The organism is Paenibacillus humicus NBRC 102415, from assembly GCF_004000905.1.
GTDB lineage: Bacteria > Bacillota > Bacilli > Paenibacillales > Paenibacillaceae > Paenibacillus_O > Paenibacillus_O humicus.
The window spans coordinates 64,868-90,947 of sequence record NZ_BIMD01000010.1; the positions used below are offsets into that span (position 1 = coordinate 64,868).

At 60.2% G+C, this 26,080-nt stretch carries 25 protein-coding genes and 1 riboswitch; of the genes, 19 read left to right on the forward strand and 6 right to left on the reverse strand.

From position 1 onward, the window contains the following. The first annotated feature begins 61 nt into the window (after positions 1-61). From PHU01S_RS09075 to htpG, 3 genes are all read left to right on the forward strand, one after another. Positions 62-1,459 carry a zinc ribbon domain-containing protein gene (locus tag PHU01S_RS09075; RefSeq protein WP_127507247.1) on the forward strand — a complete coding sequence of 466 codons (1,398 nt, stop codon included), beginning with the start codon at positions 62-64 and terminating at the stop codon, positions 1,457-1,459. 32 nt (positions 1,460-1,491) lie between these two features. After that, the gene (locus PHU01S_RS09080) at positions 1,492-2,637 is read left to right on the forward strand and encodes a S1C family serine protease (protein WP_049868296.1); all 1,146 of its coding nucleotides are present in this window, start codon (positions 1,492-1,494) and stop codon (positions 2,635-2,637) included. 432 nt (positions 2,638-3,069) lie between these two features. Continuing rightward, on the forward strand, positions 3,070-4,950 hold the full coding sequence (gene htpG, locus PHU01S_RS09085) for a molecular chaperone HtpG (RefSeq protein ID WP_127507249.1): 1,881 nt from the start codon (positions 3,070-3,072) through the stop codon (positions 4,948-4,950). A 212-nt stretch (positions 4,951-5,162) separates the two neighbouring features. Here the strand turns inward: htpG and PHU01S_RS26120 are convergent, their stop codons facing one another. Next, entirely contained in the window at positions 5,163-5,861 is a 699-nt protein-coding gene (locus PHU01S_RS26120) for a hypothetical protein (RefSeq protein WP_174806346.1), read from the reverse strand. A gap of 223 nt (positions 5,862-6,084) precedes the next feature. Further along, on the reverse strand, positions 6,085-6,699 hold the full coding sequence (locus tag PHU01S_RS09095) for a superoxide dismutase (protein ID WP_049868294.1): 615 nt from the start codon (positions 6,697-6,699) through the stop codon (positions 6,085-6,087). Positions 6,700-7,161: 462 nt separating this feature from the next. Between PHU01S_RS09095 and PHU01S_RS09100 the strand changes: the two genes are divergently transcribed. The 7 genes from PHU01S_RS09100 to folE all read left to right on the forward strand — a co-directional run bounded on the left by PHU01S_RS09100 (position 7,162) and on the right by folE (position 11,685). Continuing rightward, positions 7,162-7,584 carry a GNAT family N-acetyltransferase gene (locus tag PHU01S_RS09100; RefSeq protein WP_021882252.1) on the forward strand — a complete coding sequence of 141 codons (423 nt, stop codon included), beginning with the start codon at positions 7,162-7,164 and terminating at the stop codon, positions 7,582-7,584. Positions 7,585-7,724: 140 nt separating this feature from the next. After that, a complete protein-coding gene (locus PHU01S_RS09105; RefSeq protein WP_127507251.1) occupies positions 7,725-8,294 on the forward strand; it encodes a DUF402 domain-containing protein in 570 nt (189 codons plus the stop codon). Then, positions 8,291-8,923: a signal peptidase I gene (lepB, locus tag PHU01S_RS09110; protein WP_049868293.1), complete on the forward strand. Its 633-nt coding sequence runs from the start codon at positions 8,291-8,293 to the stop codon at positions 8,921-8,923. Before PHU01S_RS09105 ends, lepB begins: the two co-directional genes overlap by 4 nt. 49 nt (positions 8,924-8,972) lie before the next feature. Beyond that, complete coding sequence (gene rnhA, locus PHU01S_RS09115; RefSeq protein WP_049868292.1) at positions 8,973-9,425, forward strand: ribonuclease HI; 453 nt, start codon at positions 8,973-8,975, stop codon at positions 9,423-9,425. A 39-nt stretch (positions 9,426-9,464) separates the two neighbouring features. Further along, entirely contained in the window at positions 9,465-10,691 is a 1,227-nt protein-coding gene (gene queG / locus PHU01S_RS09120; RefSeq protein WP_084781474.1) for a tRNA epoxyqueuosine(34) reductase QueG, read from the forward strand. 95 nt (positions 10,692-10,786) lie between these two features. After that, the gene (locus PHU01S_RS09125; protein WP_021881158.1) at positions 10,787-11,056 is read left to right on the forward strand and encodes a YneF family protein; all 270 of its coding nucleotides are present in this window, start codon (positions 10,787-10,789) and stop codon (positions 11,054-11,056) included. A 35-nt stretch (positions 11,057-11,091) separates the two neighbouring features. Beyond that, the gene (gene folE, locus PHU01S_RS09130) at positions 11,092-11,685 is read left to right on the forward strand and encodes a GTP cyclohydrolase I FolE (RefSeq protein WP_021881157.1); all 594 of its coding nucleotides are present in this window, start codon (positions 11,092-11,094) and stop codon (positions 11,683-11,685) included. A 234-nt stretch (positions 11,686-11,919) separates the two neighbouring features. Here folE and PHU01S_RS09135 read toward each other — a convergent pair whose 3' ends face one another. Together PHU01S_RS09135 and PHU01S_RS09140 are read right to left on the reverse strand one after the other, a co-directional pair. Next, positions 11,920-13,122 carry a Fe-Mn family superoxide dismutase gene (locus PHU01S_RS09135; protein WP_127507253.1) on the reverse strand — a complete coding sequence of 401 codons (1,203 nt, stop codon included), beginning with the start codon at positions 13,120-13,122 and terminating at the stop codon, positions 11,920-11,922. A 149-nt stretch (positions 13,123-13,271) separates the two neighbouring features. Continuing rightward, complete coding sequence (locus tag PHU01S_RS09140; RefSeq protein ID WP_049868290.1) at positions 13,272-14,294, reverse strand: alpha/beta hydrolase; 1,023 nt, start codon at positions 14,292-14,294, stop codon at positions 13,272-13,274. 463 nt (positions 14,295-14,757) lie between these two features. Between PHU01S_RS09140 and PHU01S_RS09145 the strand changes: the two genes are divergently transcribed. Together PHU01S_RS09145 and PHU01S_RS09150 are read left to right on the forward strand one after the other, a co-directional pair. Continuing rightward, complete coding sequence (locus PHU01S_RS09145; RefSeq protein WP_232313021.1) at positions 14,758-15,525, forward strand: IclR family transcriptional regulator; 768 nt, start codon at positions 14,758-14,760, stop codon at positions 15,523-15,525. A gap of 307 nt (positions 15,526-15,832) precedes the next feature. Further along, a complete protein-coding gene (locus tag PHU01S_RS09150) occupies positions 15,833-17,194 on the forward strand; it encodes a dicarboxylate/amino acid:cation symporter (protein WP_246029180.1) in 1,362 nt (453 codons plus the stop codon). A gap of 84 nt (positions 17,195-17,278) precedes the next feature. On the opposite strand, the gene PHU01S_RS09155 is transcribed toward PHU01S_RS09150, so the two are convergent. Together PHU01S_RS09155 and PHU01S_RS09160 are read right to left on the reverse strand one after the other, a co-directional pair. Then, on the reverse strand, positions 17,279-17,746 hold the full coding sequence (locus tag PHU01S_RS09155; RefSeq protein WP_127507257.1) for a hypothetical protein: 468 nt from the start codon (positions 17,744-17,746) through the stop codon (positions 17,279-17,281). 357 nt (positions 17,747-18,103) lie between these two features. Further along, positions 18,104-18,718: a hypothetical protein gene (locus PHU01S_RS09160; RefSeq protein WP_127507259.1), complete on the reverse strand. Its 615-nt coding sequence runs from the start codon at positions 18,716-18,718 to the stop codon at positions 18,104-18,106. 5 nt (positions 18,719-18,723) lie between these two features. Beyond that, positions 18,724-18,913, reverse strand: a riboswitch (cyclic di-AMP (ydaO/yuaA leader). 216 nt (positions 18,914-19,129) lie between these two features. On the opposite strand from PHU01S_RS09160, the gene PHU01S_RS09165 reads away from it, so the two are divergent. The 7 genes from PHU01S_RS09165 (at position 19,130) to PHU01S_RS09195 (ending at position 26,023) form a co-directional block, all read left to right on the forward strand. Further along, positions 19,130-20,248 carry an amidase domain-containing protein gene (locus PHU01S_RS09165; RefSeq protein WP_083688327.1) on the forward strand — a complete coding sequence of 373 codons (1,119 nt, stop codon included), beginning with the start codon at positions 19,130-19,132 and terminating at the stop codon, positions 20,246-20,248. Positions 20,249-20,316: 68 nt separating this feature from the next. Continuing rightward, on the forward strand, positions 20,317-21,450 hold the full coding sequence (locus tag PHU01S_RS09170) for a D-alanine--D-alanine ligase (protein ID WP_076357945.1): 1,134 nt from the start codon (positions 20,317-20,319) through the stop codon (positions 21,448-21,450). 130 nt (positions 21,451-21,580) lie between these two features. Further along, positions 21,581-21,898 (forward strand): hypothetical protein, encoded by a 318-nt coding sequence (locus tag PHU01S_RS09175; protein ID WP_127507261.1) that lies wholly within the window; start codon positions 21,581-21,583, stop codon positions 21,896-21,898. Then, positions 21,895-22,914 carry a UV DNA damage repair endonuclease UvsE gene (gene uvsE / locus PHU01S_RS09180; RefSeq protein ID WP_127507263.1) on the forward strand — a complete coding sequence of 340 codons (1,020 nt, stop codon included), beginning with the start codon at positions 21,895-21,897 and terminating at the stop codon, positions 22,912-22,914. The genes PHU01S_RS09175 and uvsE overlap by 4 nt, the downstream gene beginning before the upstream one ends. 108 nt (positions 22,915-23,022) lie before the next feature. After that, complete coding sequence (locus PHU01S_RS09185; protein WP_076357947.1) at positions 23,023-23,844, forward strand: sulfite exporter TauE/SafE family protein; 822 nt, start codon at positions 23,023-23,025, stop codon at positions 23,842-23,844. A gap of 136 nt (positions 23,845-23,980) precedes the next feature. Beyond that, positions 23,981-24,808 (forward strand): inositol monophosphatase family protein, encoded by an 828-nt coding sequence (locus tag PHU01S_RS09190; RefSeq protein ID WP_174806347.1) that lies wholly within the window; start codon positions 23,981-23,983, stop codon positions 24,806-24,808. 165 nt (positions 24,809-24,973) lie between these two features. Then, a complete protein-coding gene (locus PHU01S_RS09195; RefSeq protein ID WP_127507267.1) occupies positions 24,974-26,023 on the forward strand; it encodes a hypothetical protein in 1,050 nt (349 codons plus the stop codon). Positions 26,024-26,080 lie beyond the last annotated feature (57 nt).

The following is a 26,080-nucleotide window of genomic DNA, read 5'->3' on the forward strand; positions in this document are numbered from 1 at the left end:
TCCGTTAGTAATAGATAGAGAAACCGATAGGAACAGGTTAACATGGTGGAGGCTTGGGAAGATGAGCAGGGAAACCAGTGAAGGAGAGCGCGGCCGGGTAGTGCGGACGGCATGTCCTTATTGCGGTTTTGCGACGATGGACGACGAAGCTTCGTTCTGCAGCCGCTGCGGCAAGCCGCTCCATACGGCGGCCATTTTGGCGCGCCGCCTCGAACGGGCGGAATGGCTGGAAAAAATCAAGGATGTCGGCGCCGGGTCAAGCGCGCAGCCGCTTCAGGACCGCGAAGCCCAGGAAATATGGAACCGCATGTCGCGCGATGGCGAGTCCGGCCGCAAGGCGGATGGAGGAGGCGGGCAGGCGGAGCGGTCCCGGGCTGAACGTCCTGCCATCGCTGCGGAGGGCGCACCGGCGACAGGCTACTTCCGGCTATGGATGCTGCCGGCTGCTGCTTTGCTGATCAGCTGTCTGGCCGTGCTTGCCGTCTTCGTCCATGACGGGAATGTCAATGCCAAGGTGCGTTCCTGGCATGTACAGGCGGAAAAGGAAGCCAAGGCGGGGCAGTACCGGAATGCCGAGCAGCTGCTCGAGCTCGCGGCGGCTTCCCGGCCCGGCAATCCCGGCATTGCCAAGGATATCGACATCGTCCGTCAGGCGGCCAAGCTCGACGATGACATCAAGGCGGCGGGGCTGCTGCTCGACCAGGGCAGCCTGGAGAAGGCGGAAAGCGGGCTGCGCCAAGCGCAGGCGACGCTGAGCAGCCGCCACGAGGAGCTGTTCGATCCGATCCGCGACAAGCTGGCGGGAGCGGGGGCAAGGCTGGCCGTGCAGCAAGTGTCGAGCGAGCTGGACGGTCTGGGAACGATCCGGGAAATGGCGGAGAGGCTCCAGAGGCTGCGCGGACTCCAGGCTCCCGGGGCGCCTGAGCTGCGTCAGCGCATTTTGGACAGCATGGTCCAAATGGGCATCAACCAGGCGCAGCAGCTGCTGAGGAAGAAGGACTTCTCTGCCGCCCGCGCCGCTGTGGACGAGACGGTCAGCCATGCGGGGAACACGTCGAAGCTTCAAGATATGTCTGCCCGGATCGACAAAGAGAAGGAAGAATACGAGGAGCAGGAGCGCAAGCGGCTGAATGCGGCCATGCAGATGGCCAATCTGGAGCAGCGGCAAAATCAGACGGATGCATTCGACATCGTCGAGCTGAACGCTTCCATAGGCGAGGAAGGCAGCGCCGTCATTACCGGCCGGCTGAAGAGCAAGGCGACCCGGGGCATCCGCGCCATCCGGCTCTTCTATGTCCTCAAGGATGCGGAAGGGGTGCAGGTCGGCTCCGGCACGATATCCGTTTCGAGCGGAGGGGTCATCGAGCCGGGAGGAAGCGCCGCCTTCACCGAAAAGAACGCTTCGGTCAAGAGCGAGGCGTCCGTAGCGATTACTAGCGCGACTTGGTATATCGATTAAGCGTCGCGAGAAATAAGAAAGGAGGGACCGCCATGAGGCTGACGAAGCCACTTGCGGCCGCTGCGGCGGCAGCCGTTCTGCTTGCGGGAGCGGGGACGGCCTTGGCGCTGCACGGGTACATTCCCCGCCAGATGGGCATGGAGCCGCTGCTCGCGGTTTCGCCGCCGGAGGGTACGGCTGCAGGCAACGCAGCCGCGCTGAAGGACATTATTTTCCGCATCCAGAAAAAAGTCGTCACCATCCAGAGCGAAAGCGGCCTCGGATCCGGCTTTCTGTACAACGCCAAGGGAGATATAATCACCAACGCCCACGTCGTAGCGGGATCGAGAACGGTGAGAGTGACGACTTCCGATGCCCGCGAGCTGACGGGGGAGGTGATCGGCATCGGCACGGATACCGATATTGCCGTCGTGCGCGTGCCCGATCTGGAGGGAACGGAGCCGCTGCGCCTGGAGCGCAGCGGGCGGGTGGAGGTCGGGGATGCCATCATGGCCGTCGGCAGCCCGCTCGGATTGCAGAATACCGTAACTCCGGGCATCATCAGCGGGCTGGGACGCACGTTCTCGATGAAGCCGTACACGTACCGGAACATGTACCAGATTTCGGCCGCGATCGCTCCCGGCAACAGCGGCGGGCCGCTCATCGACCAGCGGACGGGAATGGTGCTCGGCATCAACTCGGCGGAAATGCAGGACGGAGAAATCGGGTTCAGCATTCCGATCTCCGATATTCTGTCCGCGGCCGAGGGATGGTCGCAGACACCGATGAAGGAGCTGCCCGGCGTTCCGGGGAGCGCGACCAACGCCCTGACCGGCAAGAAATCCATTACGGACTACGCCGGTTATCTTGTGTCCCGCTTCTACGAGAGCCTCAGCAACGGCGATTACGTCTATGCGTATTCGCTGCTGGGAATCAACTGGAAGAAGCAGGATCCTTACGAGGATTTCCGCCGTGGCTACCTGCCGACCAAAAATGTCGTCATCAAAAGCCTCAAGGTCGACAAGGACGGGGAGCGATCCGCCGTGGTCAAGGCCGTCATTACGGCCGAAGAGCATGGCCAGGACGGCAAGACGTCCGTCCGCAGCTTCGAGGTTTCCTACGAGGTCGGATACGAGAACGATCAGCTCAAGCTGATCAGCGGCAAGGGCAAGGAGCTGGGGACCGCAGACGGGGAATAGGCTCGCGGAGCTTCTCGGCTATGGCCCAAGCGGCTGGAACTCTTAGCGGGGCAGTCCATAACGGGCTCTCTGCTTAGCTGGCTGAACGTTTGAGCGGACAAGGCTGGGAAAACGTGCAGGATCAGAGTATAGGCGCGGAGAGGTCGAACGGTAAGGCTGGGAAACCGCTTGGAGCAGGGTGTATGGCGCAGAGCGGTCGAACGGGCGGGGACTGGACAAGTCCAAGGCAGTTGCAGAGCTGGACGCGGTGTCCTGCGCTGCGGCTGCCTTTTTTTCAAGGCTTGCCGTTCACGAGGAAGCGCCGCCCTCATCGCTTCCCCCTTAGAAGCAGAGGCAATCCTTGACAAGCCAATTTGCGGAGTGGTATATAAAGTTTTAGCACTCTTCATTTCCGAGTGCTAATCTACCCGATCCAAGAGGAGAGATTTCAAAGTGGAAAAAAAGCAGTTCCAAGCTGAATCCAAACGTCTTTTGGAAATGATGATCAACTCCATCTATACCCAAAAGGAAATTTTTCTTCGCGAGCTGATTTCCAACAGCAGTGACGCCATCGATAAAATCTACTATAAAGCGCTGACGGACGAGAAGCTGACGTTCAATCCGGACAGCTACTTCATCCAGGTCATTCCCGACCAGGCTGCGCGCACCCTGACGATTAGGGACACCGGCATCGGCATGAACCGCGAGGAGCTGGAGAGCCATCTCGGCATTATCGCGAAGAGCGGCTCCCTTGCCTTCAAGCAGGAAAATGAAGCCAAGGACGGCCGCGACATCATCGGCCAGTTCGGCGTCGGCTTCTACTCCGCCTTCATGGTCGCCGACCGCGTGACGGTCGTCACGAAGCCGCTGGATGGACAAGAGGCGTGGAAATGGGTCTCTGAAGGTGCGGACGGGTACACGATCGAGAAAGCTCACAAGGATTCGGTCGGCACCGAGATCATTTTGGAGATCAAGCGGAATACCGAGGATGACAACTACGACGAGTATTTGAACGATTACCGGCTCAAGGCGCTGATCAAGAAATACTCCGATTTCATCCGCTATCCGATCCGGATGGAGGTTTCCTCCAGCCGTCTCAAGGAAGGCAGCGAGGATGAGTTCGAGACGTACACCGAAGAGCAGCAGGTCAACAGCATGGTGCCGATCTGGCGCAAGAACAAAAGCGAGCTGACGGCCGAGGACTACGAGGCGTTCTACCACGAGAAGCATTACGGCTTCGACAAGCCGCTCAAGCATGTGCATGTGAGCGCCGACGGCGCGGTCGTCTATCAGGCGATCCTGTACATTCCGGAGACGATCCCGTTCGATTATTACACCAAGGAGTTCGAGAAGGGGCTGGAGCTGTATTCCAGCGGCGTGCTGATCATGAACAAATGCGCCGACCTGCTTCCCGACTACTTCAGCTTCGTCAAGGGCATGGTGGACTCCGAGAGCCTCTCGCTCAACATCTCCCGCGAGATGCTGCAGCATGACCGCCAGCTGAAGCTGATCGCCAAAAACATTGAATCCAAAATCAAGAGCGCTCTGCAGAGCATGCTGAAGGACGAGCGCGAGAAATATGAGCAGTTCTTCAAGTCGTTCGGCCGCCAGCTGAAATTCGGCGTCTACAGCGACTATGGCATGCACAAGGACGCGCTGCAGGATCTGCTGCTGTTCACGTCCTCCAAGGACAAGGCGCTGGTCACCTTGGCTGAATACGTTGCCCGCATGCCCGAGGATCAGAAGTATATCTACTACGCTTCCGGAGAATCGGCCGAGCGCATCGAGAAGCTCCCGCAGACCGAGCTCGTGCTCGACAAGGGCTTCGAGATTCTGTACTTCACCGACGATATCGACGAGTTCGCCGTGAAGATGCTTGCCCGCTACAAGGAGAAGGAATTCCGCTCCGTCTCCAGCGGCGATCTGGGCATCGAGGAGGACGAGAAGACAGCCGAGGACGAAAAGGCCGATGAGGAGAACAAGGCGCTCTTCGAGGAGATGAAGGCGCTGCTCGGCGACAAGGTCAGCGGCGTGCGGGCTTCCAGGCGCCTGCGCAAGCATCCGGTCTGCTTCGCCACGGATGGCGAAGTGACGATCGAGATGGAGAAGATTCTGAAGGCGATGCCGAACAGCGGCGACGTCAAAGCCCAGAAGGTGCTGGAGCTGAATGTCGGCCACGATGTCTTCCGCGCGCTGAAGGAAGCTTATGAGAACGACAAGAGCAAGCTGGGCTTGTTCACTTCGCTGCTCTACAATCAGGCGCTGCTGATCGAGGGCTTGCCGATCGAGGATCCGGTGGAGTTCACGAACCAGATTTGCCAAGTCATGGCGTAAATCCATAAGAGGGCAGCCCCCAAAGTCAAAGACTGGGGGGCTGCCCTCTTTTTTTGATTTGCGATGCGGCTCAACGACCTCGGCGGGCAGCAGAACGGCAGCAGGAAGGATCCGTGAAGCGTGCTCGCGTTTATCCCTCTATGGCATGCTAGCCGCTCCCTGCAAAAAGCCGCTTGCATGAATCAACTGCGTGCTTTGAAAAAGCCGGCCGTTCAGGTTCCGATGTGGATAAGATCGATGCCGATGACATCTCTCCGGTGGACGGGGAATGTAAGCAGAGTATGCGGTATCTGCCGTCCGTTCAGACGAAGGGTGTACTGGACGTTGTCGCCGATGCGGATATCGTCCGAAATGTCGTTGCGCACGCCGCCGACGGATTGTACGCCGCCTCCGGGGGAAATTCGGACGACACCGGTGTATTCGAGAGCCTGGGCAATGCTCATGCCGTCATAATAAGGAATTTGGTAATCCTCCGTCACATAGGGAAAGGATTCGCCGCCTTCAATGCGGACGGTCACCGGCGCAGGCGTGTTGACCGTTCCTGCAGGACCGGTGCCAGGGGCGCCGGCTCCTGTAAAAGGAACGGGGAAGCCCGGCCCGCCGGGGAAGCCGCCGCCGGGAAAGCCTGGGCCGCCGGGGAAGCCGCCGCCGGGAAAGCCCGGTCCGCCGGGAAACCCGCCGCCGATCGGCGGAAAGATCCCGCGATCCGGCCGTTGGATCGGCGGGAAAATCCCTGGGTCGTAACCGGAGAGAGGCGGGAAGATGCCGGGCGCAGGCGGAGCGGCCGGCACGAATTGGAAGCTGCGCTGGCTTCCGCCGCAGCCGCAGTCTCCTCCGGCTTGGACAGGCTGATAGGCGGGCTGATAAGCGGCCGGATAGGCTGGAGCATGGTAAGGATAGTAAGAGTTCATTCCGGACATGCAGCTCCTTTCGAACATTGCCTTGAATACACTATCCTATGCGGCATATGCCTATCCTCTTTCCGCGAATCTTGGGAAAAAGTCCCGAACGCCTTATGTGCCCGGATTCCAGCTTCCTCCCGTGCCGGAGCATAAGCGATGGGCGAAGCAAAAAGGCTGAGCCGGAAAACAAAAAAAGACCGGGCCCGATAGCCCGGTCTTCCATTAAAAGAACTTATTTTACGGCTGCTTCGTAACGCTTGCCGACTTCATCCCAGTTCACGACGTTCCAGAACGCTTTGATGTAGTCAGGGCGCTTGTTTTGGTAGTTCAGGTAGTAGGCATGCTCCCATACGTCCAGGCCGAGCAGAGGCGTTTCGCCTTCGAAGATCGGGCTGTCCTGGTTTGGAAGGCTGTATACTTTCAGCTTGCCTTCTTTGTCGGCTGCGAGGAAAGCCCAGCCGCTGCCGAAGCGCGTCGTTGCTGCTTTGGCGAAGTCTTCCTTGAATTTCTCGAAGCCGCCCAGCTCGCTGTCGATCGCTTCTGCCAGCTTGCCTGTAGGCGCGCCGCCGGCGTTGGGGCCGATCGTCGTCCAGAACAGGCTGTGGTTCGCATGGCCGCCGCCGTTGTTGCGCACAGCGGTGCGGATGGATTCAGGTACGCTGTTCAGGTCGGAGATAAGATCCTCAAGGGACTTACTTGCCAGTTCGGGAGCGGATTCCAGAGCGGCGTTCAGGTTGGTCACATACGTGTTGTGGTGACGGTCGTGGTGGATCTCCATCGTCTTTGCATCGATGTGCGGCTCCAGAGCGTCGTTGGCATACGGAAGTGCTGGAAGTTCATGTGCCATAATCAATTACCTCCTCAGATAATATGTAGCGATTCCAGTTCATTATCCCTCAATCGGCTTAATAAATCAACATTTTAGTTTCAAAAGTCGGCAGCTAATCCGCTCTATCCGATCCGATAAAGGGGCAATCCCTTCGAGAGCAGATCGCTCAAGCTTCCATCAAGGGGACGAGGTCTTTCGGGGGACAAAAACCGGCGGCTCCGGAGCTTGTCCGAGCCTGACGGCCTAAGAGCGGCAGCGCATCTTATCCTTTCACGAAAGAGCATATTTATTCCATTAACCGCATGAACTTTTCCCGAATCGGGATGTAAGCGCTTGTAAGACAGCGCTTTCAACAGAATGTAAGCGCAATGTTAAATTTAATTAAGGTTTTTGAGCAAAATGGCTGGATTTCGTTAACTTTTGTCGTATAATCAGAGGTAGCTTTTACAATGACATTGAATGTAAGGGAGACAAGCATTCATGCATCTTCGTTCTTTCCAGCTGGCAGACTACCATGCCGTGACGTCCTTGCTGCAGTCGGTGTTGTCGGAAGAGTGTTACGAGCTGACGATCGAAGCGCTCACGCGCCAGCTTTCATGGGACAGCGATCTTGTGCTCATCGCTTCGGCGGGCGACAAGATGACGGGCATTATCATCGGAACGATCGACAACAACCGAGGCTATTACTACCGTGTGGCCGTTCATCCGGATCACCGCGGCCAAGGGATCGCCAAGAGCCTCATTTCCAGCCTTCGCGGCCGGTTCGAGCAGCGCAAGGTGTCCAAGATCATGGTTACGGCGGACGAGCACAACGAACCCGTACTGCCGCTTTACAGCTCCCTGGGCTTCGAGCCTTCCGATTTCTATCATTCGTTCCAGAAGCTCAGCATCGTAGCTGGCTGAACCGAAGAACCAAGCTTTTGTTTCCCGCAATTCTTCCTTTCCATATGGTCGTCATCCCGAGGCATATCCTTCGTCAATTGCTTTTGACGTCCGGATGTGCTTTTCTTATTAGTAAGATGTGAATGTCAGGGAGTGCGTAAGTGAACAACTATCGGCGCTGTTACATCAAAAGCTTCAAGCATGACGGCCATCTGCACCGGCAATGGCAGCGGAACTGGCTTGTGCCGCAGGAGCTGCTTCTGCCGCAGCATGCCGCGGAGGGGATGCATGTGCTCCTCAACAACCAGACGCCGATCAAGGAAGCGGACGGATCCATGTGGGTCAGCCGCGTTCCGGCGGTCTCTTTTTTTATTCCGGGCAAATGGTTCAACGTCGTCGCGATGATCGAGGACTTCGGCATCCGCTATTACTGCAATCTGGCCTCGCCTCCGTATTTGACGGGAGATGTGCTGACGTATATCGATTACGACCTTGATGTGATCCGGACTGCGGGCGGCGATCTGGCTGTCGTGGATCGGGACGAGTACGAGAGGCATAAGGCGGAGTACCGCTATCCGCCGGTCGTCGACGCCAAAGTAAGCGAAGGGCTGAGGGAAGTTACCCATCGCATCCGCGGAGGCAAGCCGCCTTTCGAGGACGAGGTCGTAAAGGCCTATTATGAAGCCTGGCGGGCGAGCATCGCGAACGGCGCGGAGGGTGAGCCGGAATGAAAGGGACGCCGAGCGGGGAGAAGGATGGGCTGCCGCTGGCGGGAGGCAGCCCGGAAGGCGTCGGCGCGGCCGCTGACGGGCATCCGGCGCGCGCAGGCGCAGCCTCGCAGGCCAAGGATCTGTTTCGGCTGGTCCGCACGGCCGTCCTGGCGCTGGCGGTGGTCGCCTTGCTGCAGCGGTACGTCTTCAACCTTTCGATCGTGGAAGGACAGTCCATGCAGCCGACCTTGTCGGAGGGCGATTGGCTGCTGGTCAACAAGATGGCGATGTCGATGTCTTCTCCGCATCATGGCGACGTCATGATTATCCGGGATCCGCAGCCGCCGGACGGGAGCTCCGAGTATCTCGTCAAGCGCGTCGTCGGCTTGCCCGGCGATCGGGTCGAGATCAAGGACGGCAGCTTGTACCTGAACGGGGAGAAGCTGGAGGAAGCCTATGCCAGCGGAGACCGCACGGAGGGGGTTTTTCCGCCTCTGACCGTCGGCAAGGGCAAGCTGTTCGTCATGGGAGACAACCGCCTGCCGCTGGCCAGCCGGGACAGCCGCGCCTTCGGGCTCGTCGACGAGGAGGATGTCCGGGGCAGGGCGGAGTTCGTTCTTTGGCCGGCCGGCCATATCGACAAGCTGTAGCGGCAGAGCGTTTTGCCGCAGGATCAAGCAGAAGGAGTTGGCCCTTTATATGAAAGAAGTATCGATCTATACGGATGGAGCCTGCTCCGGCAACCCCGGTCCGGGCGGCTGGGGAGCCGTCTTGTTCTACGGGGACAAGCGCAAGGAGATATCCGGCGCGGAGCCGCATACGACGAACAACCGCATGGAGATCCAGGCGGTCATCGAAGCGCTGTCGCTGCTCAAGGTTCCTTGCAAGGCGACCGTGCACAGCGACTCGGCCTATGTGGTGAACTGCTTCCAGAACAACTGGATCAAGGGCTGGCTGCGCAACGGCTGGAAGAACAGCAAGGGACAGCCGGTCGAGAACAAGGAGCTGTGGCAGCGCCTGTGGGAGCTGATGGGCATCCATGAGGTTTCCTACGTCAAGGTGAAGGGCCATAGCGACAACGAATGGAACAACCGCTGCGACGAGCTTGCCGTCGGCGCGATCAAGGCGATGCGGGCTTCGGGCAAGGGCTGAGAGCCGCCCGGGAATTCGAAGGATGAGGAGGGGAGGAAGATGGAGGAAAGGATCAGGGACGCAGCCTTTTGGACCCGCTTGAAGGCGGATATGAAGGAAGCCGCCTACGGCCTCGGCATCGACGACATCGGAGTCGCTTCGCCGGAGCCGTTCACCGAGCTCAAGGGCCGTCTGATCCGCCACCGGGAGCTCGGGTATGAATCCGGCTTCGAGGCCAAGGACATCGACCGGCGCACCGATCCTTCCCTCCTCTTCGACGAGCCGCTCTCGATCATCGCGATCTCGGTCGGCTACCCAAGCAAGCTGCACAATCCGCCCAAGTCGGAGCCGGGAGCGAGAAGGGGAATCCTGTCGCGCTCTTCCTGGGGGGAGGATTATCACACGGTGCTGCGGAGCCGGCTCGCGCGGCTGGAGGCTTGGCTGCGCGAGCGGGTGCCGGAGCTGCGGGCGGAGTCCATGGTCGATACCGGGGAGCTGTCGGACCGGGCGGTTGCGGAGCGCGCGGGCATTGGATGGAGCGGCAAGAACAGCTTCATCATGAACCGCAAGCACGGCACTTGGATCTACCTTGCGGAGATGATCACCAACCTGCCGCTGGAGCCGGATTCCCCGATCGAGGATACTTGCGGCAGCTGCACCAAGTGCATCGACGCTTGCCCGACCGGCGCTCTGGTCGGGCCTGGGCAGCTGAATGCGCAGCGCTGCGTTTCCTTCGTCACCCAGACCAAGGAGATGGTCTCCGACGAGCTCATGCGCAAGATCGGCAACCGGCTGTACGGCTGCGACACTTGCCAGATCGTCTGCCCCGTCAACAAAGGCATCAATGTCACGCGCCATCCGGAGTTCAAGGCAGACCCGGAGCAGGTCAAGCCGCTGCTGGAGCCGCTGCTCGACATCTCCAACCGCGAGTACAAGGAGCGTTACGGCTCCAACTCCTCCTCCTGGCGGGGCAAAAAGCCGATCCAGCGCAATGCGGTCATCGCGCTCGGCAACTTCCGAGAGAAGGGCGCTGTTCCCGCCCTCGTCAAGGTGCTGCGCGACGATCCGCGTCCGGTGCTTCGCGGCACGGCAGCCTGGTCGCTAGGCCGCATCGGCGGCGAGGCGGCGCTGCAGGCGCTGAAGGATGCGCTCGGCACCGAGGAGGATCCGGAGGCGCGGGATGTCATCGGCCGGGCGGCAGCTGCAGCTGCAGCTGAAGCGTTGGAAGCATCGGAGGCATTGGAAGCGCCGGAAGCCGGACAGGAGCCGGCATCTCCGCATTCTTGAACGGCCCGCAGCTCCTGTTCCCGGATTGCGCGCGATACCCGATAATGCTATCATGGACAAGTCTATGAACACCCATGAAGGATAGGTGAGCCAATATGGAATGGTACAACTACGTCATCCCCATCGTTACCCTTATCGTCGGAGGGGTCGGCGGATTTTTCATCGGGGTCTTCTATCTCCGCAAGCAGCTGGAGAAGATGCAGTCCGATCCGGAGATGCTGCAGAAGATGGCCAAGCAGATGGGCTACAATCTGAACGGCAAGCAGATGCAGCGCGCCCAGCAGATGATGAAGAACCAGGGTGGCGCAGGCGCCCCACAAAACCAGAAGTTCATTCCGAACCAGCGCGGCGGCAAGCGAAAGTAAGCCCCTGCTGAAGCCAGAAGGGAAGAAACCCGCCTATGGCAGGCTTGAAGGACTATAGCAATTCCCATGTCTCCCGCAACCGGGAGCAGATCGAATATCATCTCCGCGAAATTCTCAAGCTCGTCGGAGAGAACGTGGAACGCGAAGGGCTGCAGGATACGCCTGCCCGCGTGACGCGGATGTACGAGGAGATCTTCGCCGGCTACGAAGTCAATCCGGCGGAAGTGCTCGGCGTCACGTTCGACGAGAACCACGAGGAGCTCGTCATCGTGAAGGATATCGTGTATTACAGCCAGTGCGAGCATCATATGGCTCCGTTCTTCGGCAAGATCCATATCGGCTATCTGCCGAACGGCCACATCGTAGGCCTCAGCAAGCTGGCCCGGCTCGTCGAAGCCGTCACCCGCAAGCTGCAGGTGCAGGAGCGGATTACGGCCCAGATCGCCGACATCCTCATGGATGCGCTGGCGCCGCAGGGCGTCATGGTCGTCGTGGAGGGCGAGCATCTGTGCATGTGCTCCCGGGGCGTCAAGAAGCCGGGCAGCAAGACGATCACCTCCGGCGTGCGGGGAGAATTCCGGACCAGCAGCGCGCTGCGTTCCGAATTCCTCTCGCTGCTGAAGCAGTAGCAGCACGCAGAACCCGCTTGCCTGGGCAAGCGGGTTCTTTTGCGTTCATCAAGCGGCATTGCAAGACGACCATGGCTCGCGGCATGACAAGGGAAAACCCCTTACGAAATAATCATGGGATACCATGTCATGCACACATGTGTCATACACGTATGTCATACACGTATGTCATACACACACATGTAGTACACTCATGTCATAGAGACATGTCGCAACAATACACGCGCGACAGGCTCAGTAAGGCTCCCAGGCGATCGTCCTCGCTTTCTCGAAGCGCTGGTTCACATAGGGCCAGTTGACGACATTCCACCAGTCCTTGACGTAATCGGGACGTTTGTTCTGATGCTTCAAGTAATAGGCATGCTCCCAGACATCCAGCGGCAGCAGGGGAATGGCGTCCCATTGGGAAAGGTTCTGATGCTTCTCCGCCTGCAGGATTTCCAGCCTGCGGCTGCGGGGGCTCCAGACGAGGATCGCCCAGCCGCCGCCCTCAACCTTGCCGGCAGCCTCGCTGAACTGTTTTTTGAACGCGTCGAAGCCGCCGAAATCATGGTCGATGGCATCCCCGATCGCGCCGACAGGCCGGCCTCCGCCTTGAGGCGACATGACGGTCCAGAACAGCGTATGCAAATAATGGCCGGCGCCGTTGAAAGCCAGCTCGCGCTCCCAGTGCTTCACGAGGTCGAAATTCCCGTTTTGCCTGGAAGCCTGAAGCTCTTTTTCCGCCTTGTTGAGATCCGTGACGTAAGCTTGATGATGCTTGTCGTGATGGATTTCCATCGTTTTCGTGTCGATGTACGGCTCCAGGGCATCATAGGCATACGGAAGCGGCGGAAGCGTATGGCCTCCGATGGGAACCTGCTTCAGCTCCTCGGCCGGATAACCATAGGCGAACTGCCTGCCCGACCCGCCATCTCGGGAAGCCGAGGCTGGCTGCTCCTTCTCCGAGCCGCCGCTGTCGGAGCGGGCGGCTTCGTCGGCTCGGCTGCGGGCCTGGCTGTAGGCCTCGGCCTTCCCGAGGCAGTAGCTGGCTTCCCGCAGGGCATGATCGACGGCGGAGCGCCCGGCCTGATCTCGAGCCAATGCGGGGCTCGCTTGCAGCATTTGCGCCAGCTGCTCGATAAAGGTCCGGGTCTGGAGCGCGGATGCCTCCAGCAAGCCTGCGGTACGCTGGTCGATCATGGCCAGAGAAGGCTCGGACTCCTCGCTTCTCTGCCCGTCTCCGCTTAGGCGAGCCTCCTCTCGAAGAAGCTCCTCGGCCTGCTGCCCGGTCAGCCGGAACAGAGGCTCCCACTGCTGCAGCAACCCCCTGTAAGCCGGCTCCAGGCCGGGAGAGACGAGCCGGATCAGCTCCGCGTTGCTTTGTTCCTGCATCTTCCATTCCTTGATATCCTCCAGCAGCTTGAGCTGCCTGGCGCTTCGGTCCGCTTCCGGCATATGTGGCCGCCCCCTCGAGCATGTAGTTTCCATCCTCTTCTAGATGTATTCGGGCTCGGGGACAGCTATGTTCGTGCTTTTAGAGCTCAAAAAAACCGGACCCACGAAGGGGCCGGCCATGAGCTTGGGAGGATGGTAAGGGGATGAGATCAGGCGGTCGCGCCATCGTTCTCGAGCGACTGGTTGACCTGGCTGAGAAACAAGGCGACACGCTGGATATATTCCTTGGGGTGCTCTCGGTACAGCATCTCGTGATAGCCGCCGTTCACGATCCATTCCCGCGACAGCGGATTACTCTGCCGGCTCGCGATCGTTTCGGCCGACTGATAGGAGGCTTTGGCATCCATCGTGCCGTGGATCATATAGATGGGAATATCATAATCGGTGCTCATGACCTTCCCGGCGGGAATCTTGTTGAAATCGACCCCTGTCCAGAGCGGCAGAAGCGCCTCGATCAGAGGCAGCGAAGGAAAGCGGGGCAGATCGATGATCTGCCGGACATTCTCGAACAGCGTGTCGGGACTCGGCACGAACGTGCTGTCGAGAATCATGGCGTCGATGTCTTTCGTTTGCAGCGCGGCTTGGAGCGCGGTTCCGGCTCCCATGCTGAAGCCCCAGACGACCACCTCGCCGGAGCCGTGGCTGCGGGCGTAATTCACGGCGCCGAGCAGCTGCTGCGACTCCTCCCAGCCTCCCGTCGCCGGGGCTCGGTATTGCTTGGAGGCATAGCCGTAATCGAACATAAGCACGTTATAATGAAGCCTGTTGAGCAGGCTCGCCAAATCATACATAGGCACCCAGGTTTCTTCCCGGTTCGCTCCGTAGCCGTGGCTGAGGATGACGGTCCGATCGGAGGCTTCCTTGACGGAATGGCCGGATCCGGCGGGGATATACCAGCCGCTCACGGTCGTACGGCCGCTCTGGCTGGGAAAGGTGATGTCGCTGTAGCTCAGCTGCTTGGCTTCCATGGGATTGGAATAGACCGGAGCCACATAAGGATAAGCGACCATCCAGGCGATGTAGCCGTGGAAAGCGGCAGCCGCGAGCAGGAGCAGCGCAGCCAGGGCAGACACGGAAGCGATCAGCGCGTTGCGGCGCGTATCCCGGCGGGGAGCGACGGATGACCGGTTTCCCTCGAGGTTAAGCGGCGTCGACAGGGCGGTGCTGCTCATATCGTCTTCCCCTCCCTTGCAATGTAAGCGGTATAGATCCGATGTACTACTACTTTATGTGTCTTTGGTCCGGGCTGTCAATTGATGTCGGTGATTTGTTAAGCTCTTGTAATCTGCTTGTAAAACAAAGCCGGCAGCGGCTGAAAGCAGGGGAAGAAGAGGCGGTTTCTTTACGGAATTCGGGAATCCGGTTATACTAGAAGAATCTCGGTTTCATTGTGTGAAACCTTATAGCGCTAAAAAGCATGGACGAACGGAAAACGTTCCTCTATAATGATAATGATTCTCAGTTGATTCGGACCACCGCTTGCAGGACCGGCTAGCTCCGGCATATTCCGGGCAAGTTGACGTACCCGATATTCTGTCCGAGGGTTCGGGTTCAGAGCGAACCGATAAGCAGCATCCCGGCGCAGAGACGGGAATGAAGAGGCATCGCATCCGGTGCCGGAAGGAGATGAAGAGCGTGGAGCCAAGAGGAGCCCGTGCGGATGAAGGCAAGTCGAACGTGCGAGCGGTCGAGCGCGCGCTGGATATATTGCTGTGCTTTACGACCGAAAGCGATCTGCCGATGACGGAGATCGCGGAGCGCGTCGGCCTCCATAAGAGCACCGTCCACCGGATGCTGGCGACGCTGGAGGACAAGGGCTTCCTGGAGCGCGACCGCAGCTCGGAGAGGTACCGGCTCGGCATGAGGATCTGGGAGCTCGCCGCGCACATATCGCGTTCCGGCGATCCCGCCGCGATCTGCCTGCCGGAGATGGAGCGGCTTCGCGACACGATCGGCGAGACGGTAAGCCTGTATGTGCAGGACGGACGGGAGCGGATCCGCATCCAGGCCGTCCAGAGCAACCAGGCGATTCGCAGGGTCGCGCCGGTAGGCCTCAGGCTGCCGCTCTATGTGGGAGCTTCGAGCAAAGTGCTGATCGCCTTTGCAGAGCCGTCCTTGGCCGATCGGCTCATGTCCGACGAGGCGATGCCGCCGGGCCTCGATCCGGCTGCGTTCCGCGAGCAGCTGGAGGAAATCCGCCGCATGGGCTACGCTACGAGCCAGGAAGAGCGGGAGCCCGGCGCCGCGGCTGTGTCGGCTCCGGTGTTCGACCGGTCGGGCCGGCTGGCGGCCGCGTTGTCCGTCTCGGGACCTTCGGCCCGATTCACGCCGGAGATCATCGCCGAGCAATCCGCTCTCATCATCCAGTCGGCTCAGCGCATGGGAGCCATGCTGTCCGGCTGATCGGAATGAACAGGATGGCGCTTATCAACGGGGCCGCTGGTGCGGCAGCCGGGCGCTGGAAGGGGCTTTGCCTGTCCGGAGCCTGTCTCGGCGTCATATCATGCGTCCTGCCGCGAGGGCAAGTCGAGCATGACGGCGGAGACGCATTGATACGAACCGCTCCAATATCGGAGACCTCAAGGTCTCTTTTTTTTGGCTTTCTAGGACATGGAAGAAGTTTACGGGTTAATAATAGTTGACATCTATCTTAGATGTAACTAATATACTATACCATAGTAACATGATAGGAATAAGGGAGTTGAGCTGCTTGGTTCCAAATAATAACCTGATCCATGCCATACAAACGAACTGGATCAGCTTGCTTGTCTCTATTGTCGTCATCGGCCTGCTCGTAGGGCTGGCGCGGCGCCGCGTATCCTTCGGCTACCGCGTGCTGATCGCGCTCGGAATCGGGCTGGTCGTCGGCATTACGCTGAACGCCCTTGAGCTGGATGCGACCAGCATCGGCACGATCGGGTCCATCTACGTCAACCTGATCAAGATGCTCGTCATTCCGCTTGTCGCCGTGCTTGTCATTTCAAGCATCACCTCGGTCTCGAATCTTGGGCAGCTGCGCAAGATTGGGACGAAGACCATCCTGCTGTTCCTGGTCACGACCGGAATCGCAGCTCTCATCGGGCTTGTCGTCGCCCTGGTCGCGAACCCGGGAACGGGCATCGCCCAAAGCGTGCCGGAAGGCTACGAATCGCGTTCCATTCCGACTTTCTCGGAGGTCATCCTGAACCTGGTTCCGTCGAACCCAATCGGGGATATGGCGGACGGCAAAGTCGTGCCGGTGCTGATCTTCTCCATTTTCGTCGCAGTGGCGATCGTGCATCTCAGCTCCCGCAAGCCGGAAGCGGTCGAGCCGGTGCGCCAGGTCATCGAATCGCTGAAGCAGGTCATGAATCAGGTGACCAAGTACATCATCCGCTTGACTCCGTACGGCGTATACGCGCTGATCGGCTCCATGGCCGCCAAGTACGGCGCAGAGACGCTCAAGCCGCTTATCACGCTCATCATCGCGACGTATATCGCGCTGCTGCTGCACTTCATCCTTACCTTCGGAGCGCTGGTGACGTTCGGCGCGAGGCTGAATCCATTCAAGTTCCTCCGCAAAATCTATCCGACGCTCGCGGTCGCCTTCACGACTCGCAGCAGCTACGCGACGCTGCCGGTCAACCTCGAGGTCATCACCAAGAGGCTGCGCGTATCGCCGCGCATCGCCAGCTTCGTCGCTCCGCTCGGCGCGACGATGAACATGAACGGCTGCGGCGGCGTATGGCCTGCCGTCGTGGCGGTATTCGTCGCCCAGGTGTACAGCGTGCCGCTGGGCTGGTCGGATTACGTGCTCATCGTGCTGGTCAGCATGATCTCGTCGATCGGCGTCGCCGGGGTGCCGGGTCCGGCCTCCATCTCGACGACCGTCGTGCTCACCGCGCTTGGCCTGCCACTGGAAGGACTGGGGCTGGTGCTTGCGATCGATGCCGTGGTCGACATGGGCCGCACGGCGCTGAACGCCTCCGGCACGACCGTGTCGACGCTGCTGGTCGCCGTATCGGAAGGGGAATTCGATCGGGAATCCTACGAGCGGGATGAGGAAGACGAGCTCGAACTGAGCCACGCTTGATGGTGAAATAGAAAGACTGCCAGCCGTTCTAACGGCTGGCAGTCTTTTTTATGGGCTATGTCATGCTTCCGGAAGGCAGTTGGATCATCCCGTAAAAATAAAAGAGTCCAAAAGGCTGTAGAGATCAGGTTCGTTCATGATCGTATAGAAATGAATCCGAGTGGGTTCAGAATTCAATTCGATGACATCGACATTTCTGGCGCCTTGGAAATTCATGCCCATCGCAATAGTATCCTTGTCCAATAGGGCAATCTGATAAGTGAATTCGGCATGAGAATCGGCAGGTCCGTTTCTGGTCGGGACGGTCTTGATCTCACTCAACGCATTCAGCACAGCGCTTATACGGTTTTTATCGGTGATATTGATTTCTATTTTCCCGCTCGTATCCCGGGACTTTTTGCTGACCTGGACAGAAACGATCGCATCATCCTTATCCAATCGGTCTAGAAGTTCACTTAAGGTGGTCTTGTCCCTGGCTAAGAAGATATATAAGACGATTAATGCCATCAAAAGAATGAAAAGTCCCATCTTCCAGAGATAGGTTTTTTTCATGGTCTGATTCTTCCCTCCTTCAAAGCGGTTTCCTGTCAAGCGGCATGGAGGAACGGTTCCGCGATCCGGAAAATCCAATAAGATCCATATTATCATTCAAATTCAATTTATAACAGATACTGGGGCATGAAGTCCGAATATGATGGAAATCAAAGGGCTTCCCAGACCGTTGCGACTTGTTCCGAACCTTGGAGGCGCATCGCCGCCGTGCGGCGGTGCCGGGCGCGAATACGGCCGGCTCTATCAGATTAGGCGGCCAATGACCGTTGCGGGCGCCAAAAAGCCAATAGGCATCCCCAGGCCGCAGAGCGGACAGGGGATGCCTATGGAAGGAATGAAGGACAGAGCGCCATCCGGCTACAGAGACAGCCGGATATGGATGTCGGATGTTTCAATTAGGGCGTTGCGTCTCCAGAAAGCGGTGGCCGGGAACAGCGTGCCTTCCTGGGAGGAAGGCTCCAGCGTCTTGCGCAGCAGGCGGTCCCTGTGGTCGCTGATCCATTCCGCGTCGTAATAGAGCACGGACATCGCCTCGTCTGAGCGGACCCCGACGAACGGCTGGAACCAACGGCTCCACGCGTCCCAGCTTCTCGGCGCCTTGGCGTAAGGAATGAGCACGGAAGCCTGACGGATGGAAGAACCGAAGCACAGATGCAGCACGACGCGGTAATCTCCGCGCTCGGGATCGACGAGCGGTCCCGTGCGGGTGATGAACAGGTCGATGCAGCGGATCCGGCGGCCTGGAGCCGGAGGCTCCTCTTCAAGCGCCTCGGGACGGAAGGGCGGCCTGCCGGCCGTCTCGGCAGCCGGAGAATAAGCCTCCGCGGCCGCCATGTCCAGCGCGATCGGCGCGTCCAAGCCCGGAAACGGCGGCGGAGCCAAGAAGGCCTCGACCGCAGACGCGGAACAGACGGAAGGCGCAATGAAGCCCTCCTGCGCGGAACAAGCCGCGCGGTTGTCTTTCAGTGACATCCTGACATCTCTCCTTTGTGCGCTTACGGGGTTAGCTGACGGATTCGGGCCAGAGAGTAGCCCTACCAAAAGGAAAGAGACGCGGCTTCGGCAGCCCGGCCTGTTCCTCTCGGATTCACCCCGGCAAGCGTCGACAGACGCCCGCGTATTGGTTCCCCCGCTTCCACGATACGTGGAATTCAGCAAATATGGTGATAGAGTGGTACATCATATCATAAGCCAGCCGGGCTTGTTTTGTAAAATGCGATATTGACTGAAAATTCGATATATATCTGCCGCATTCTCGATGAAACACCGGATAACGGCGTTTAAGCGCTCTATCCGGGGATAGGTCCGCATATTTTAATGGAGAGCAGTCATAAGATCATCTTGATGATGGGCGAATACCGACCAGAAGGGATGGGGAAAGGAATGCCGCGTACCGGTACCCGGGGAGTCAAACGATCGGAGGCCCAGCGCTCGCAGCCGTCCTCCGGCAGGCAGGCTGCGCTGGAAGGCTGGAGAGGAGCCGTGCAGGAATACGTGCACGGGTACAATGAAGCCGAAGTGGAGCGGAGGCATGAGGTGCTCGGAGCCTTGCTGGAAGACAGGGACCACCGCCGCCGCCTGGAGGAACGGCTGCGCCGGCTGCGCCTCAGGGACGAGGAGCGCGGCATTCTGTCGCCGCAGAGCGAGACGAGGGCGACGCTGCTGAGGATCAACGAGTCCGCGACCGAAGTGTCGGTCGTCCTGAAGCTGCATGTGAAGCGGCATGTCGAGCATCGCGGCCGCTCCTACACCGAGGAGCGTCTGGAGCAGGAGCGCCTGTGGCTGGCCGAGGAGGGCGGAGCATGGCGCCTGACCCGAGTGGAGCCGATCGTCGGCGAGCGCAGGCCCAGATACGGCCATGCCGCGGCGGACAGCGCGCTGGCCGAGCATCGCTCCTACGGCGACGGCGGCGGCAGCGGAATCCAGCGTCCTGGCGCGGCGCGCCCTTTCCTTAATTATGGCGTCCTGTCCCGTCTGAATACCCGCGACCGCGCCGTCGAGTACAGGCGCGAGCTGGTCGCCGCCTACGCCGACCGGTGGTGGAACGAAGCGAATCCGGCTTACGAGCTGTTCGAGGTCAACTGCACGAATTACGTGTCGCAATGTGTCTTTGCAGGCGAAGCACCGATGAACTATACTGGTAAAAGAGAATCGGGATGGTGGTACAAAGGCCGTACAGGCGGCCAGGAATCCTGGAGCTACAGCTGGGCGGTGTCGAACGCGCTGCAGCTGTATCTGTCGTTCCCGCGCAGCACGGGCATGCGGGCGACGACGGTGGAGAGCGCATCGGAGCTGTCCCTCGGGGACGTCATCACCTACGATTGGAGCGGCGACGGGCGATTCCAGCATACGACAGTCGTGACGGCGTTCGATGCCGACGGCATGCCGCTGGTCAACGCCAACACCGTGCCGAGCCGGCACCGCTATTGGGACTACAAGGATTCCTACGCCTGGACGGACCGGACGCGCTATCGGTTTTATCATCTGCAGGACTATTTCTGATGTGGGAGCCGCATCGGTCCGTGCAGCGATTGGCATTCTAATTCAAGAAGGTTACCGGAGGAGCTAACATGGGAGACAAAATTCGCGTCGGACTCATCTACGGAGGCAAGTCGGGCGAGCATCAGGTATCGCTGCAGACGGCGCTGGCCGTTATGGGCGCCTTCGATTTCGATAAATACGAGGTACAGCCCTTCTATATTACGGGCCAAGGCGAATGGCGCTCCGGCGGAGTGCTGCTGGAAGCTCCGCACAGCGTCGAGCAGCTGAAGCTGTCTCCGGCAGAGGACGGCGGCATGGCGCTGGCGCCCGTATTCGGCGGGCTGGCGACGGCTGCGGCCGGAGAGGGCGCCATCCAGGCGGCGGCCGCTTCGGCCGGGGCTCCGGGAGGGACGATCGACGTCATGTTCCCGCTGCTGCACGGAACGTTCGGCGAGGACGGCACGGTCCAGGGATTGATGGAAATGGCCAATATTCCTTACGTCGGAGCGGGTGTTCTTGCTTCGGCAGTAGGCATGGACAAGATTTTCATGAAAAAGGTGTTCGCCCACGAGGGCTTAGAGCAATGCGTCTACCGCTACTTCAACCGGACCCAGTGGGAGAAGGACCGCGCGTTCTTCGTCATGGAGACGGAGGTCGCTCTCGGCTATCCTTGCTTCGTCAAGCCCGCCAATCTCGGCAGCAGCGTCGGCATCTCCAAAGCCCGCAACCGGGAAGAGCTCATCGCGGCCATCGAGCTCGCGCTGCGCTACGACCGCAAGGTCGTCATCGAGGAATTCATCGACGGGCGCGAGATCGAAGTCGGCGTGCTCGGCAATGACGACCCGCGCGCATCGGTCGTCGGCGAGATCGTCAGCGGTACGGACTTCTACGATTACAACGCCAAGTACGTCGACGGAACCTCCGTCATGCACATTCCCGCCGATCTTCCGGCAGAGACGGCCGAAGCGGTGCGCGAGATGGCGATCCGGGCTTATCTGGCGATCGACGGATCCGGCCTCTCCCGCGTCGACTTCTTCCTCCGCAGGAGCGACGGCAAGATTCTGATCAACGAAGTGAACACGATGCCGGGCTTCACGCCTTACAGCATGTATCCGCTGCTCTGGAAGGAATCGGGCGTTCCTTACAAGGAGCTGCTCGACAGCCTCATCGGCTTGGCGATTTCCCGCCATGCGGAGAAGCAGAAGCTGGAGTACGGCGGCTGACCGGTTTTCCATACGCATCGCACACATTCGCGCTTCCTTCGCCTTGGCGGGAGGGAAGCTCGTTTTTTCATCCGCAGCATCCGGACAAGCATCCGCGCTTGCCGCAGTAACGATCAGGAGGGTGATGACAATGGGATTCGCAACGGAATTCAATTCGGTCTGCAAGTTCAAGTCGGAGCAGGAGCTGTACGAGCTTCTGGAATACGGCAAAGGAAAGATGATGAAATCGGGGTTCCGGGTATTTCCGGCCGGACAGAAGGTCATCGCCTACACGCCCGGCAACCAGGCGATCGCCATCGTGAAGATCCTCGCCTCCATCGCGGAGATCAACTTCCAGGGCGAGGAAGTGACGCAGGTGGAGATGAAGCTCGTCCGCAAGCTGACGGAGGAAGAGTCGCGCGTGCAGACGGCGCTCGCCCATGAAATGTTTTTTGGCGGCCGGGGATGATTGTCCGCTTCGGCTTCGTCGCCATGAGCCTGCTGGTGGAGAACGCTTCGTCGTCTCGCACCATGACCTACAAGAATTTCTCCAAGCTGGAGGATCGGGAGGCGGCGCTGCGCAAGCTGGAGCGGATCGCCGAGGAAAATCTGCACAGCGCCCTGCGCATCATGCGCAACAACCGCTACGCCGGCATCCACGTCTATCGGTTCTCCTCGAAAATCATTCCGCTGGCGACGCATGATGCGCTCGCGGATTGGGATCCCTACTCCGCTCTGGCTCCTTCCTTCGCCGAAGTCGGCGCCTATGCGAGGGAGACCGGCATGAGGGTCAGCTTCCATCCCGACCACTTCTGCGTGTTCAGCACGCCTCGCCCCGAGGTTCTGAGAAGCTCGGTCAGGGACATGGAGTACCATGTGCGGATGCTCGAGGAGATGGGGCTGGACGAGAAATACAAATGCAATATCCATGTGGGCGGCGCATACGGGGACAAGCCCGTCTCCGCCGAGCGGTTCATCGCGCAGTTCGGAGCCCAGGCTGCCAGGCTGCGCGGCCGGGTGACGCTGGAGAACGACGACAAGACGTTCAACGTCCGCGAGACGCTCGACATCGCCGAGAAGGTCGGCAATCCCGTCGTGCTGGACATCCATCATCATGCGGTCAACGACGGCGGCGAGACGAAGGAAGCGTTGTACGGGGAACTGTGGCCGCGCATCGTCGCCACCTGGAACCGGGAGCAGCGGCGGCTTGGACTGGATGGGGGACCGTCAGGCCTGCCGCCGAAGATCCACGTCTCCAGTCCGAAGAGCCTCAGCGATCCGAGAGGCCATGCCGACTTCGTGGAGCCGGGCCCGCTGCTGGAATTCCTGCGCGGCGCGAACGGCTCCGTGGAGCTGCTCGACTGCATGATGGAATCCAAGGCGAAGGACCAGGCTCTGGTGACGCTCATGGAGCATTTCCGCCGGCTCGAGGCGGCGGGAGAAGGAATCCGTGTCCTGGACGGCGGCACGATCGAGGTTTTGTGAAGGCGGGGAACACGGAACGGGCACGAATCGCCACCCGCTCCGGCGGAGGGGGATCCGTGCCCTTGCCGCGCAAGCGGCGTCTGCAGGATGCCGAAGGAGGGAATACCTATGCTTGAATGGGTTCTGATCGTACTTACAGGCGTTGTCGCTTCCATATTCGGCAGCATTGTCGGTCTCGGAGGCGGCATCATCATCGTGCCTGTCCTGCTGCTGCTCGGCGAGCGCCTGACGGGAGCGCCGATACCGGAGGCGACGGCCGTCGGCACTTCGCTTGCCGTGCTCATCGTGACCGCGCTGGCGTCGTCGATGACGTACGCCAAGCAGCGCAAGGTCGATTTCCGCAGCGCGTGGATGCTCTTCATCGCCAGCGGCCCGGGAGCGATGCTCGGCTCGGCGCTGACTTCCCGGTTCCATGGAGGCGCCTTTCAGCTCAGCTTCGGCCTGTTCATGCTGCTTATGGCCGTGCTGCTCATCTTGCGCGACCGAATGAATCCGCTTACAATTGAATGGCCGATCTCGCGCAAGCTGACCGACGGCACAGGCGCGACGTACGAATACGGCTACAGCCTGCCGCTGCTGCTCGGAATCGGCTTGCTCGTCGGACTCGTGTCGGGACTGTTCGGCATCGGGGGAGGCTCGCTGTTCGTTCCCGTCATGGTCATTCTGTTCCGCTTCCCGCCTCATGTGGCGACGGCGACGTCCATGTTCGTCATCTTCCTGTCCTCCATTCTGGGCAGCGGCGTGCATGGCGCCATGGGGGAGATCGACTGGCTGCTCGTGCTCGCCCTCGCTCCGGGGGCCTGGCTGGGAGGCAAGGCCGGCGCCTGGATCGCAACCCGCATGAGCGGACGCAGCATCATGTGGCTGCTGCGCGCGACGCTGCTTGTGCTGGCCGCACGGCTTATCTGGCAGGGCTGGTCGGCTCTTTGAGCGGGCCCGCAATCGGAGAGCCCTGCAGCGGATCGCCATTTGCAACAGAATCCGGATGGTGATCGTATACCTTGTAGACAACCGGCTGAAGCCGGAGGATTCTCGCCATAGAGACAAATAGAAAGAAGTGAGCAGGATGAACGAACCGGTAGTCGGGAGCAAAAGCTTTGCCGCCGTGGCCATCAACTGCGCCTCCAAGGCGGGCGAGTGGATCAAGACGAAGCTCGGGAACTATCAGAGGCTCGACGAGAAGATGTCGCCTCATGATCTCGTCACCGAGGTGGATAAAGGCTCGGAGAAGCTGATCCGCAGCCTCATCATGATGAATTTCCCCTCCCATTCGTTTCTTGGGGAAGAAGGAGTGGAGCCGGGGCCGGAAGCGTCGGCCAGAGCTCTTGAGAGCGTGCGCGACGCCGAGTACCTCTGGATCGTGGATCCGGTGGACGGAACGACGAACTTCGTGCATGGCTTCCCGTTTTTCGTCGTCTCCATCGCGCTGGCGCACAAGGGAGAGATTATTCTTGGCGTCGTCTACGACCCGTCTGCCGACGAGCTGTTCATCGCGGAGAAGGGGAAGGGCGCCTACGTGCACGGGAAGCGGATGAGCGTATCGGGAGAGGAAACGCTGCGGAGCAGCCTCGTCGCCACCGGCTTCCCGGCCGAGCACAGGACGGCGCTGCCGCGCAATCTCGAACAGCTCCGGAGGATCGCGCCGAAGGTGCGCAACATCCGCTCCTCGGGCTCTGCCGCGCTGCATCTCGCTTATGTGGCGGCAGGCCGGCTGAGCGGCTTCTGGGAGATCGGGCTGAACAGCTGGGACATCGCGGCGGGCGCTCTGCTCGTGCAGGAGTCGGGGGGAGCCGTCGGCGATATCGACGGGACGCCGTATCATCTCGGCGTGCGCGACGTCGCCGCGACCAACGGGCGGATCCATGAGGAGCTGCTGGCGGAGCTGGCCGACTGAAGGCCGATCTCTGCGGCATGGATTCACTAAGGAAGAGCCGGACCTTGCATGCGGAAGATGCGGCAGGTCCGGCTCTGCTTTGTTTGGCGGCCGGGCTCGATACCGGATCCATGCGGCAGGCTCCTTCGGTGCGGCGCGGCAGGAGAAGAAGGGAGGACGAACGGAATGCTTGTCGGAGATGCGTGGAAGCTGGCGGATGAATGGGTCAGGAAGCAGGCGGCGCCCGGAGAAGGATTCGTGGGAGCCTATCTGGGCGGCTCGACGGCATCGATGCCGGAGAAGGCCGAGCTGCCTGCCGGCTCCGATGTCGATGTGTTCGTCGTGCTGGAAGGAGAGGCGGCGCCCCCCAAGCTCGGGAAGTTCCTGTATGGAGGAGCTTTGCTGGAAGTGACATATCTGCCCTGGAGCGGGCTGGATTCGGTGGAAAAGGTGCTCGGCTCCTATCATCTGGCGGGGGGCATCCGCAACGGGCGGATGTCGGCGGATCCTTCGGGACGGCTTGGCGCCATCCAGCGGGAGGCGGTCCGTTGCTTCCCGGAACGCTTCTGGGTCGAGCGGCGCTGCCGGGATGCGCTGCAGAGGATGAAGGACGGCTTGAGCCGGACGGAGCCCGATCTGCCGTGGCATGACCGCGTGACGGCATGGCTGTTCCCGACTGGAGTGGCGGCCCATGTCATTCTCACCGCGGCTCTTCGCAATCCGACGATCCGGCTGCGCTATTTGGCGGCGCGCGGCGTGCTGGAGGAATATGGCCTGAGCGGCTGCTATGACGAGCTGCTTCAGCAGCTGGGCAGCGCCAAGCTGCGGCAGGCGCGCGTCGAGCACCATCTGGCCGGACTTTCCCGAACCTTCGACGCGGCCGCATCAGCCGCGCGGACGCCGTTCTTCTTCAGCTCCGACATCACGCCGGAAGCAAGGCCGATCGCGATCCAAGCCAGCCTGGAGCTGATCCGGTCCGGCAACCACCGGGAAGCGGCCTTTTGGATCGCCGCCACGTACGCCCGCTGCCGCAAAATTCTGGCCGCGGACGCGCCGGAGCTGCTGAAGCCGCTCGCTCCGGATTTCGACGAGCTTATGGAAGACCTCGGCATACGCTCGCAGGCGGATCTGGAGCGGAGGGCGCAGCGGACGCTGGCCTATTTGCCGAGGCTGGAGGAGATTGCGGCGGCCCTCATGGAGCGGAATCCTGACATTGCCGGATCGACGAGGGCTTGATGGAAGCATAGACGGTCTTCGCTGGGGAAAACCTCCAAGGAGGCTGTCTCCACAAGG